Origin of the sequence: Cryobacterium sp. Y57, assembly GCF_002929505.1 — a bacterium.
Lineage (GTDB): Bacteria > Actinomycetota > Actinomycetes > Actinomycetales > Microbacteriaceae > Cryobacterium.
In genome coordinates this window covers 1-11337 of sequence record NZ_PJJL01000041.1, presented here as the reverse complement: position 1 = coordinate 11337, position 11337 = coordinate 1, and the positions used below count along the sequence as shown (strand labels likewise).

Annotated in this window: 12 protein-coding genes; 3 read left to right on the top strand and 9 right to left on the bottom strand. The window is 63.3% G+C overall.

Translation table 11 applies throughout. The features are described from left to right. Positions 1–2: 2 nt before the first annotated feature. The 7 genes from rhaI to CXY72_RS01385 form a co-directional block, all read right to left on the bottom strand. Positions 3–1169 carry an L-rhamnose isomerase gene (rhaI, locus tag CXY72_RS01415; protein ID WP_199183901.1) on the bottom strand — a complete coding sequence of 389 codons (1167 nt, stop codon included), beginning with the start codon at positions 1167–1169 and terminating at the stop codon, positions 3–5. Beyond that, positions 1166–1546, bottom strand: a complete 381-nt coding sequence (locus tag CXY72_RS01410; RefSeq protein ID WP_104125948.1) for an L-rhamnose mutarotase — start codon at positions 1544–1546, stop codon at positions 1166–1168. Before CXY72_RS01410 ends, rhaI begins: the two co-directional genes overlap by 4 nt. A gap of 106 nt (positions 1547–1652) precedes the next feature. Beyond that, the gene (locus CXY72_RS01405; RefSeq protein WP_104125947.1) at positions 1653–3137 is read right to left on the bottom strand and encodes an L-fucose/L-arabinose isomerase family protein; all 1485 of its coding nucleotides are present in this window, start codon (positions 3135–3137) and stop codon (positions 1653–1655) included. A 115-nt stretch (positions 3138–3252) separates the two neighbouring features. Beyond that, complete coding sequence (gene rhaS / locus CXY72_RS01400) at positions 3253–4317, bottom strand: rhamnose ABC transporter substrate-binding protein (RefSeq protein WP_370446186.1); 1065 nt, start codon at positions 4315–4317, stop codon at positions 3253–3255. After that, complete coding sequence (locus CXY72_RS01395) at positions 4314–5441, bottom strand: ABC transporter permease (protein ID WP_104125945.1); 1128 nt, start codon at positions 5439–5441, stop codon at positions 4314–4316. Before CXY72_RS01395 ends, rhaS begins: the two co-directional genes overlap by 4 nt. Then, positions 5434–6477 (bottom strand): ABC transporter permease, encoded by a 1044-nt coding sequence (locus tag CXY72_RS01390; protein WP_104125944.1) that lies wholly within the window; start codon positions 6475–6477, stop codon positions 5434–5436. The genes CXY72_RS01395 and CXY72_RS01390 overlap by 8 nt, the downstream gene beginning before the upstream one ends. Next, complete coding sequence (locus CXY72_RS01385) at positions 6474–8009, bottom strand: sugar ABC transporter ATP-binding protein (protein ID WP_104125943.1); 1536 nt, start codon at positions 8007–8009, stop codon at positions 6474–6476. The genes CXY72_RS01390 and CXY72_RS01385 overlap by 4 nt, the downstream gene beginning before the upstream one ends. 230 nt (positions 8010–8239) lie before the next feature. Between CXY72_RS01385 and CXY72_RS01380 the strand changes: the two genes are divergently transcribed. Further along, positions 8240–9250, top strand: a complete 1011-nt coding sequence (locus CXY72_RS01380) for a LacI family DNA-binding transcriptional regulator (protein ID WP_104125942.1) — start codon at positions 8240–8242, stop codon at positions 9248–9250. A gap of 346 nt (positions 9251–9596) precedes the next feature. Here the strand turns inward: CXY72_RS01380 and CXY72_RS01375 are convergent, their stop codons facing one another. Together CXY72_RS01375 and CXY72_RS01370 are read right to left on the bottom strand one after the other, a co-directional pair. After that, a complete protein-coding gene (locus tag CXY72_RS01375; RefSeq protein WP_104125941.1) occupies positions 9597–9911 on the bottom strand; it encodes an extracellular solute-binding protein in 315 nt (104 codons plus the stop codon). A 157-nt stretch (positions 9912–10068) separates the two neighbouring features. After that, positions 10069–10506: a substrate-binding domain-containing protein gene (locus tag CXY72_RS01370; RefSeq protein ID WP_104125940.1), complete on the bottom strand. Its 438-nt coding sequence runs from the start codon at positions 10504–10506 to the stop codon at positions 10069–10071. Between CXY72_RS01370 and CXY72_RS19725 the strand changes: the two genes are divergently transcribed. Together CXY72_RS19725 and CXY72_RS20490 are read left to right on the top strand one after the other, a co-directional pair. Further along, the gene (locus CXY72_RS19725) at positions 10453–10653 is read left to right on the top strand and encodes a hypothetical protein (RefSeq protein ID WP_199183903.1); all 201 of its coding nucleotides are present in this window, start codon (positions 10453–10455) and stop codon (positions 10651–10653) included. The two genes, CXY72_RS01370 and CXY72_RS19725, sit on opposite strands and share 54 nt — an antisense overlap. Position 10654: 1 nt before the next feature. Further along, positions 10655–11337: helix-turn-helix domain-containing protein (locus CXY72_RS20490; protein ID WP_146071007.1), on the top strand; the 683-nt coding region annotated here is incomplete at its 3' end.

Sequence of the window (11337 nt, the reverse complement as noted above, 5' to 3'; positions counted from 1 at the left end):
TCTCACGCGCCCCAGCCGGCCTGGCTGCCGCCGACTCGTTCGGCGGCGATTTTCGCCTGGTAGCCGGAGGCGGCGTAGGCGGTCATCGGGTCGCCGGCCAGTCCCCGGCTCTCCCGCCAGGTAGCGAGGCCGGGGCGCACGTCGGTGTAGAAGGCGTCCATCAGAATGCCGTTGGCGCCGAGCACGTCACTGCTGTTCTGCGCGAGGGTGAGCGCGTCCCGGTCGACGAGCAGCGCGCGGGCGGTCATCTCCTGCACGTTCAGCACCGAGCGAATCTGCCCGGGAATCTTATCTTCCACGTTGTGGCATTGGTCGAGCATGAACGCCACCGTCGACTCCGGGCCGTAGCCGCCGCCCCGAATGACCTCATACAGAATGCGGAACAGCTGGAATGGGTCGGCCGCGCCGACGATGAGGTCGTCGTCGGCGTAGAACCGCGAGTTGAAGTCGAAGGAGCCGAGCTTGCCGAGGCGCAGCAGTTGGGCGACGATGAATTCGATGTTGGTGCCGGGAGCGTGGTGACCGGTGTCGAGGCAGACGCTGGCCTTGTCGCCAAGCGCGGCGACCTGCGCGTAGCTGGTTCCCCAGTCAGGAACGTCGGTGTGGTAGAAAGCGGGCTCGAAGAATTTGTACTCGAGCACGAGCCGGTGCTCATCGCCGAGGCGGGCGTAGATGGCGGCGAGTGATTCGGCGAGGCGGTCCTGGCGGCCGCGAATATCGCCCTGGCCCGGGTAGTTGGTGCCGTCGGCGAGCCAAATCTTCAGGTCGTTCGAGCCCGTCTGGTGCATGATCTCGATGCACTCAAAGTGATGGTCGATGGCTTTCTGCCTCGTCGCCGCGTCGGTGTGGGTCAGGCTGCCGAACTTATAGGCGTCGTCCTGAAAGGTATTCGAGTTGACGGTGCCGAGCACGAGGCCCTGATCGGCCGCGAAGGTGCGGAGCGCCGCGTAGTCGGCGACCTTGTCCCACGGAATGTGGAGCGCCACCTTTGGCGCGAGGCCGGTGTACTGGTTGACCTGGGCCGCATCGCAGATCTTTTCTTCGATGGTGCGGGGGGTACCCGGGGTGCCAAACACTTTGAAACGTGTTCCGGAATTACCGAACGCCCAGGAGGGCAGCTCGATGGCCTGCGCCTCGAGTTGGGTGAGTACGGCAGCGCTGATGGTCACGAGGTACTTCTTTCTGTAGCGGTTGTGGTGAGGGCGTCGAGCTGGTCTTCGAGGTGGAAGACTTCGGTCAGTTGCAGAAACCCGGTGTCGGGGGAGCCGTTGAGTGCGATGAAAAATTCACTCATCTCGGCCTGCCAGCGCGCGTTGACGGCGGTTGCCGCCATGCCAGCCTGAGCGGATGCTAGATCCGCTGTTTCGAAATAGCCGATCAGCAGTCCGTCCTGCCGAAGAAACAGCGAGTAGTTGTTCCAGCCGGTGGTTTTGAGCGCACGGAGCATTTCGGGCCAGACTGCCGCGTGGCGCTCGCGATACTCGTCGATGCGTTCCGGCTTGACCTGTAACGCAAAGCACACGCGGCGTGCGGCGGTGTTCGTCATCGGTGACTCCTCCAGGAATAAATGAATCGTTTCAATTGTGGCGCGTGGGATGCCGGATGGCAAGACCGGATCGAGCGGAGCCCGCTTCCGGCGCGCGGTTCAGACGTTAGACGAGCGCGACATGGCGGTGCTCGATTTCCAGCAGGCTCGCGGCAGCCTTGATGTCGGCGGCGCGGTGGCCGAGGCTAAGTGCCCAATGGTGACCGATGCCGCTTTGACTCCACTCGTCAACCCAACGACCCGGATCGCCGCCGAAGTCGACACGGGAGGTGGTATTGCCGATCGCGAGCAGCGGACCGGGCACGACCGTGCCCTCTGAGGTCACGAAGACGTAGCGCCCATCGGGGTCTTGTCCGACACCAAAGGTCGTGACCGGTCCGGGCTGCACGTCGAATTCAACCGACACGCCCCAGCCGCGCTTACCGTGGTAGACGCCGAGCCCGCGCAGTAGGGGCTCCCGTGCGCTCACGGCGAGGTGGGCCGGCCCGTCGTGCCCCATCTCCACGACATTGTCGAAAAAATTCAGCGCCTGAATTTCGGTGAATGACCCGCCGGCTCCGATGGCCTGGCTGGCCAGCATCGCGATCGAGGTGCGCAGCTCGTATTCACCCGCCATCGGAATTCCGCGGGCGGTGAGCAGCGACGATCCGAGAATCATGCCGGCGCCGAGCCGTTCGTGCTGTTCGCCGGCTAGGCCACGATGGTAGTAGGCGACGGAGTCGAGGTCGAAGTCTGCCACTAACCTGTCCAGCCCGACCGAGACTTTTGCGCCCCAGGCGAAGTCCTCCTGTTGGACCGAATCGTCGACCTGAAACAGTTGCGACGCGAGGTGCATGCGTTCCCGCACCGCGGCATCCGTCACCTCGTCGACCCGCACGCGCAGATCGTCGAACTCGAGCACCTCGACGTGGGAGCCGAACGTGGTCGATACGCTGGTGAGATCGGTCGAGACATCGAGCATGCCGGGGTAGACGTGGCCCATGAGACCGTGGCGGGCAGTGCGCAGCGTCGCTCGGACACCGGCCGCGTGCACCCATTGAATAATGCGGTCCCAGGCGCGCTCCTGCCGCAGGTATCCCGAGACCGACCGAAACGGAATCCCGGCCCGCCGAAATACGTTGGCGACCTCGGGAACAGGGCATTGACCGCAATAGGCGAGCCATTGGCCGGTATCGAAGGTGGCATGGTCCATCGCTTCGGTCGGCTGCAGATCGATGACCAGCACCGGGGTGTGCGACTTCTGAGCAATCGGCAGCACCATCGACGAGGTGAGGTAGGTGGCAAGAAAGACCACGATGAGGTCGCAGTCCGCCACCCGCAGCTTCTCGGCCGCCATCTGGGCATCTTGGGCGTCGGAGATGAATCCGGCATCGATCACGTCGGCGTCAAGAGCTCTGAATCGATCGGTGACATACCGCGCGGAGTCCTGTAGCAGAGGGAGAAGGTCGGGAAATTGCGGCCAGTAGGCACCAAGTCCGCCGGAGACCAGGCCGATTCGGGTGCTGCGACGTGTTTTGGGCTCGAGCAGACCGGTCGGCAGGGCGCGCCCACCGGTCACCGTAGCGGCGTTCGACGTCGTCGTGTTCGTCATGGATCACTCCTGCCTCTAAATTTCGTGAAGTTGGGCGGTCGAGGGTTGTGGAACGGATGCCGCAGCATCCGTTCCACAACATCCGTCCCACAGCATCCGTGCCTGCGAGGACTACTTAGAAGTCGTAGTCATCAATGTTGTCGGCGTTGAACGTGGTCGGCGGACCGACGATGACGATCCCGTCGGCACCCACCTCGCGCTTACCGAGGTCACCGGCGTCGAAGGTGTCGCCCTCGGCTCCGGTGATGGTTCCGTTGGCGAGAGCCTTGCCGGCGAACGCGGCGACGTAGCCGAGCTGTGCCGGGTCCCAGAGGGCGAACGCGGTGACGGTGCCGTCCTTGACGAACGGGCGCATTTCATTGGGCAGCCCGAGCCCGGTCAGCGCGACGGTGCCCTTGTAGTTCGAGGTGGAGAGATAGCGTGCCGTGGCCGCGATGCCGACCGTGGTCGGTGAGATGATGCCCTTGAGGTTCGGGTAGGCCTGCAGCAGGCCCTGAGCCTCCTGGAAGGACTTGGTGTCGTCGTCATCACCGTAGACCTTGGCAACGAGGGAGATTTCCGCGTACTCCGGGTTGGAAGCGAGCTCCTCCTCGATGAACTTGATCCACTCGTTCTGGTTGGTCGCATTGGCCGTGGCCGAGAGAATCGCGATTTCTCCCGATCCGCCGATCTGCTCGGCGAGAAGCTTGATCTGAATCAGCGCGACGTCCTTGGCGACGACTTGGCTGATGAACACGTCACGGTAGTCCGGATTGGTGTCCGAGTCGAACGCCACGATCTTGGCGCCGGCGGCGCGGGCTTCCTCGAGGGCCGGACCGACGGCATCCGGGTCGTTGGCAGCGATCACGATAACGCTGGTTCCGGCCTGGGTTTCAGCATTGATGAACGACACCTGGCTGCTCGCACTCGCTTCGAGCGGGCCGACGACCTCGGTCGCGGCGAAGCCGCCGGCGGTCGCGCCGTCCTTTCCGCCGCCGAGAACGACGTCGGTGTACGGGTTGTTGAGTTGCTTGGGAATGAAGGTGATGCTGAGATCTCCCTCGGCGGCGGTGCCGGTTCCGGCATCATTGCCTGCGGCGCAGCCGCCCGCGACGAGGGCAACGGACGCGGCGACTGCTGCGAGGGTGAGGAAGCGGCGAGTGCCCCTCGTCTTGGTGTGGCGAATGAACTGCATTGTCATTTCCCTTCCTGAACGCCGGATGCTGTGGCGCGGGTTGCTCCCGAGGCCGATGCCTGGGGAAGAGTGCGGCGGTGTCGCCGGGTATGTAGCCATTTCGTGATGCCGTCGATAATGCTGGGGGCCACCACGGAGGCGATGAGCAGGGTACCGGTAACGATGATGAGCACCACGTCGGAGATGCGGCCCAGCCGTAACGTGAAGTTGATCGTTCCGATCAGCAGTACTCCGGCGATGGCACCGGGGATCGATCCCTTACCGCCGAAGATGGAGACTCCGCCGAGCAGTACGGCAGCGATCACCGTGAGTTCGAGGCCGCTGGCGTTGTCGCTGCGGGCGCTCGAATAGCGCAGGGTCCAATAGATTCCGGCCAGGGCCGAGACGGAGCCAGACGCGACATAGAGCCAGAACTTGGCCCGCACCACCTTGATGCCCACGAAGATCGCCGCTTCCTTGCTATACCCGAGGGCGAACAGGCCACGACCAAACGGAGTGAGGTGCAGCACCACGCCGAAGATGATCGCGACCAGAACCACGCCGATCATGACCGTCGGTATTCCCGTGCCGCCCAATTTAGAGGTGAAGAAGCTCGTGAGTGGCGGCGGAAAATTGGCCACCGCGTTGTCGCCGATGACGACGAGCGCCAGGCCGCGAAACAGCGCTAAGGTGCCGATGGTCACAGCGAGGGAGGGGAGGCCGAGAACCGCTACGAGCAGACCGTTGAAAGCCCCGGCGAGCACTCCGGCGAGCAGACTGACGATGAGCACAAGGCCGATATCGAGGCCAGCTGCCCAGAGGACCCCCATGAGTGCGCTTGTGAGACCGGCGATGCTAGCCACTGAAAGGTCGATCTCGCCGGTGATGATGATGAGCGTCATCGGTAGGGCGATCAGCAGGGCTGGAATTACGTCCAGGAGTAGAAAACCGGTCGAGACCGGGCTGGCGAACCGGGGAATGAATAGCGCTGCGTAGATGATGAACACGACGAGCGCGTAGATTATGACCGTGTCGCGGCCAAGCAGAATGCGGGCGATTCCGGTGCGACCGCGGGCGGTCGGCGCCCCGGCCGAGCGGGTTCCGGATTTGTTCGTCGCGGTCGGGAGCAGTTCGGTCGGGGGATTAGACATCGCGTGCCTCACTGCGTCGGAGCTTCTTCGCTGTTCGAATGCGCGTGATTCGATCAATGACTATCGCGGCCAGGATGAGCAGGCCGACAATGGCCTGCTGCCAGAATTTGTCGACACGAATGGCGGCCAGGGCGCTTGTGATGGTGGTCAGCAGAAGCGCGCCGATGGCGGCTCCGACAACGGTGCCGCTGCCGCCGAAGATCGCAACGCCGCCGACGACGGCAGCGGCGATGATGTCGAATTCGAGGCCGGTTCCGGTCGTCGCTCCAACCGAGTTGAACCGGCTGGCGTAGAGCACGCCGGCGAGACCGGCTAGCACGCCGTTGCTGAGAAAGGCGAGGAGCACGCGGCGAATGACTGGGATACCGAACAGTTTGGCCGCTTCCGGGTCGGAGCCGATGGCGTACAAATCACGACCGGGTCGCGTGGACGCCATGAAAATTGCGACGATGATGACGACGACGATTGCGATCAGGGTGATCAGGGGAAAGCCGGCGATGGTGTCGACGGACAGAGCGCCGAAGCTGTCGGGCCGGTCTCCGGCGAAGTACTGCGTACCACCGGCCCACGCATTGTTGAGACCGCGGTAAATGTACAGGGTACCGAGGGTGATGACGAGCGACGGTACTTTGGCGACGGTGACGAGAAAACCGTTGACGCTGCCGAGCAGGGCACCGAGCGCCATTCCCGCGAGAAAAATCAGCACGATCGGAATACCCGGAACGGCCACGAACAGGGTTCCGGTGCTGAAGGCAACGATGCCGAGGATCGACCCCACCGACAAGTCGACGTTGCGGGTGATGATGACCATCGCCTGCCCGACGGCGAGGATGATGACGATCGTCGCGTTCAGAAGCAGGTCTTTCATGCCCTGCTGGCCGAGGAAGAGCGGATTGGCCAGATAGGTCAGGGCGACCAGGGCGATGAGGGCCAGCGTGACCGGAAGCTCCCGGAGGCGCAGCACGGAGGCCAGCCCGCCCGAGGTGCGACGCATCGCAGTGGCGGCCGTGTCGGGTGGCGAGGTACCGATGGTCATAGTGAGCGCTCCAGTTTTGCGGTTGCCGCGTGCATGATCGACTCGGCTGTCGCATCCGCTCGGTCGATTCGGGCGGTGAGACGACCCTCGTGCATGACCAGTACTCGGTCGGCCATGCCCAGGACTTCGGGCAGTTCGCTGGAAATCATCAGGATGGCAATGCCTCGCCCGGCGAGATCTGACAGTAGACGGTGCACTTCACTCTTGGTGCCGACATCGATGCCACGCGTGGGTTCGTCGACGATGAGGAACGTCGGCTCGGTGGCCAGCCATTTGGCCAACACGACCTTCTGCTGGTTGCCGCCGGAAAGGGTGGAGACCTTGTACTCCTGGGACCTCGTCTTCACCTGCAGGCGGGTCGTCCAATCCTCCGCCGCGCGGCGCTCGGTTGCAGCGTTGATGATGCCGAAACGCGACAGGCGGTTGCGCAGCGTGAGGGCGGCGTTGCGCGCCACCGAGAGGTCCATGACGAGTCCCTGCTTCCGGCGGTCCTCGGGAACAAAACCCATGCCGGCGTCGATCGCCGCCTGCGGGTTGTTCGGTTTGACGCGAGCGCCGTGCAGTTCGACTGAGCCGTGATCGTAGGGGTCGATACCGAAAATGGCGCGAGCCACCTCCGTGCGACCGGCACCCACTAGGCCGGCCAGTGCCACGATCTCGCCGGCCTTGACCTCGAAGCTGATATCAGCAAAGACGCCGGTGCGCGAAAGGTCAGACACTTTCAGCACGGTCTCTCCGACCTCGGCGACCACCTTGGGGAATAGGGCGCCAATGTCCCGACCGACCATCTCACGCACGATCTGGGGCGAGGTCACCTCGTTGGTTTGGTGGGTCGTGATGTATTCGCCATCGCGCATGACCGTGATGCGGTCGCTCAGTGCGAATACCTCGTCGAACCGGTGCGAAATGAACAGAATGCCCGCGCCGTTCGAGCACAGGGCCCGTGCGACGTGAAAGAGTCGTTCCACCTCGAGGCCGGAGAGTGCCGCCGTCGGTTCGTCCATGATTAGCACGTTCGCATCGAGGGAGATCGCTTTAGCGATCTCGATGATCTGTTGGTCCGCGATCGAGAGTCCTTCGGCGATGCGGTCCGGATCGACGCGCACGCCGAGTTGCTCGAACAGGGCACGAGCCTCTTTGCGCATTGCCGACCGGTTGATCAGGCCGAGTGCGTTCTTGGGCTGTCGCCCGATAAAGATGTTTTCCGCGACTGTGAGATCGGGAAAGAGCGTCGGCTCCTGATAGATAACGGAGATGCCGGCAGCCTTGCTGTCGGCCACAGTGCGAAAGGTCACCGGCTTCCCCTGAACCAGAAATTCGCCGGCGTCCAGGCTGTAAAGCCCCGCCAGAATCTTGACCAGGGTGGACTTGCCCGCTCCGTTCTCGCCGACCAAGGCGTGAATCTCACCGGGGAGTATCTCGACCACGCCGTCGGCGAGGGCGATGACCGGGCCGAATGCTTTGGCCGCCCCACGCAATGACAGGAGCGGTGTAATCGACCGTCCAATGGTCGGTTCGGGACTGTTGATCATTTCGAGGTCGTGCCTCCGCGTCGAGGAAATGCCTGAATGAATCGTTTCATTTTGGCTACTCAGAGAATACTAAGGTGGCGGCCCCCTGATCGTCAACAGCACTTTCCATCATCGGTTCCCACTCGACATGAAACCCGGCCACCGGTGTTGATTCGTTTCATTGGGGGCGCCTATGGGCAATAAGCTGAGGGCTGGGCCGCCGGAGGCGTCCCAGCGAAAAGGGAGTCAGCGTGGCATCGATCAGTGTCAACGACGTCGCCGCCGCCGCCGGCGTATCGGTGGGTACGGTGTCGAACGTGTTGAACCGACCTGAAAAAGTGTCACCGGGCACGGCCGCGCGAGTTCAAGCTGCCATTGCCGACCTCGGCTTCGTTCGCAACGACGCCGCCCGTCAGTTGCGGGCCGGTCGGAGCCGCAGCCTAGGGCTCATCGTGCTCGACGTCGCGAACCCATTCTTCACCGATGTCGCCCGTGGTGCCGAGAATCGAGCGGCCGAAGAGGGGCTCGCAGTTCTACTCGGCAACACCGACGACAGTCTCGCCCGTGAGGCCGCTTACCTCGACCTGTTCGAGGAACAGCGCGTGCACGGGGTCTTGATCTCACCGCTTGGTGACGTCGGCGACCGACTCACTCGATTGCGCGCTCGCGGTACACCGACCGTATTGGTCGATCGCCAGACGGAGGACCGTAGCTTTTCCTCCGTCGCCGTCGACGACGTTGCGGGCGGGCGCCTCGCTGCGCATCACCTGGTGTCCATCGGCAAGACTCGTATCGCTTTCGTTGGCGGACCAATCAGCATTCGGCAGGTGGTCGACCGGCTGAAGGGTGCGCGGGAAGCCGTTGCTAAACATCCGTCGGTGTCTCTGGAAATCATCGAAACCGATGCCCTCTCGGTACTGGCCGGCCGTGCCGCCGGCGAGCTGGTGCTGGAGCGGGCACCCGATGACCGCCCCGATGCCATCTTTGCCGCCAACGATCTGCTCGCCATCGGTGTGCTGCAGGCGCTCAACATGCGCGGCGAGCTACACGTGCCGCGCAATATTGCCCTGATCGGCTACGACGATATCGCTTTCGCCGCTGCGGCCGTGGTGCCGCTGTCGTCGATCCGTCAGCCGAGCGTGCTGATCGGCTACACCGCAGTCGACCTGCTGCTGCGCGAGGCCGCGTTCGGCGACACGTTTGAGCACGAACATATCGTGTTTCAGCCCGAACTGGTCGTTCGCGAGTCCACCGGGGCTTGAGGTCTGCATCGCGGCGGAAGTATTATGCCCAAAATTGGAGCGGAAAGACCTCGAAAAACGTAGGGATACGCCCTGCGACGTGCGATTTCTCTGCTGCCGACTCGAGCAAACACGAGCTCTCAGCTCGCAAAAAGCATCGGAACGTCGTGCTTGCGCCTGGCATCTTTGTGCGTGCGAGCATACGGGGCTCTGCGATGGTGATCGAACCGCCGCCGCCTTCGAAGAGGCTCGCTCAGACGCCGTTGCCAACGGTACCGTGATCGGGCAACGCCATGCCGCACTACTCCGGAGTGCCGTCACCGTCGGCGTCGACGGTAGTGGTCTTGGCCGCGGAAACCCAGTCGTCTCAGTTGGTCGGGAACGTTGTGACGCCGGCCGCGGCTAGTTTGTCTTTGTCGTAGAAGACCGACAGGGGAACGAAGCCGGCCGGCACGCCGTACTTGGAGCCGTCGACGGTTTCCATCGCAACGGCTTCCGTGTTCAGGTCGGCGGTGTTGCTCCTGTCCTCGGCGTAGAAGTCATCGAGGTTCACGAGGGCCTTCTTGGACGCGTAGACAGGCAGGCGCTCCGCCGGCATAGCGACAATCTGAGGACCTTCGCCGGAGGACAGCGCCGTCAGCAGGGTGTCATCGATGACGGCGGAGACCGCAAACGCGGCCATCAGCTTTTTCGCTGGGTACCTGCTATCTGCTTCGCACGGCGCTGTCGGGGAGCCTCAGAAAGGGCAATCGATGCAATTTACATCGATGTGAATTTGGAGGTACGCCATCGCCTCGGTGCTGTCAACACCTTCCTGTTGCAGACCGCGCAGCAGCTCCTCAGTCGTAGAGCTGGGCCTGCTCGGTGCTGGGAAAGTGCCTCGCGGGGGTGGAAATCGTGGAGGCGCGCACGTGGAGCGAGTAGCCCACCTCCGCGTGCACCGACGTCGAAGGGTCATCACCTGCTTCGATGCGAGCGAGCACACGGTTCACAGCCAGACGTGTCAGTTCTTGGCGGCCGGGGGAAATGGTGGTGAGTGCGGGGGTCGAGAATCGCGCGTCTTCGATGTCATCAATGCCCACCACGGCAACGTCTTCGGGAACTCGCAGACCCGCCTGCTGCAGCGCGCTCATGGCGCCGAGGGCGTCGTTGAAACAGACCAGCCCGTCGAACCGGGTGCCGGCGGCTAGAAGTTGGGTCACGGCCGCCGCTCCATTGGAGCGGTGCCAGAGTGGTCCGCCAGCCGCCGCCGCGTGCGCGGATTCGGCGCCGCCCAAATCATCGTCACCATGCTGCTCACCAACTTCAACCTGCGCAAGATCGCCGCGTTCATCAGCGACAAGATCAAAGACGGCGACAGTTTCAAGCGGTTAATGCAACGTTGTGGCCGTGGTGACCTCCTAATGTGTCTTTGGGAGGAATGAAATGGGACGAAAACCGAAGCCACCGGAGCAGCGGATGGCATTCTTCACGGCGCGCGCGTCGGGGACGTCGCTTCGAAAATCCGCGGTGCTAGCCGGGATTTCGAGGTCGACTGCCTGTTTGTGGCTCAAACAATCGGGCGGCGTCCGGCCACGTGCGACAAAGCCGCGGCCGGCGTTGCGGTTGTCGCTCGATGACCGCGAGAGCATCTCTCGCGGTCTCGCCGCGAGTCGGTCGCTGACGGCGATCGCGGCCGAATTGGGGCGGCCGGTCTCAACGATTTCGCGGGAGGTGCTCCGCAATAGTGGCAGGAGCGGCTATCGTGCGGCTCCCGCTGAACGTCTCGCCGTGCCCCGCACCCGGCGTCCGCGACTGGGGAAACTAGCGTTGGACGATCGGTTGCGGGAGTATGTGGAATCGAAACTCAATGTCTGCTGGTCTCCGCAACAAATCTCGAAACGTCTGCTCAAGGAGTTCCCGGACGACCAACGAATGCGGGTGTCGCACGAAACCATCTACACCTCACTGTTCGTTCAGGCGCAGCCCGGTCTGGGCGCTGAATTGACCGCGAAACTCCGCACCCGCTGTCTGCGCCGACACCCGCGACGTCGCGTTGCCTGCGGCGGGAAAAAGTCTCGGATACCCGATCTCGTGCCCCTGAAAGATCGTCCCGCCGAAGCGGACGA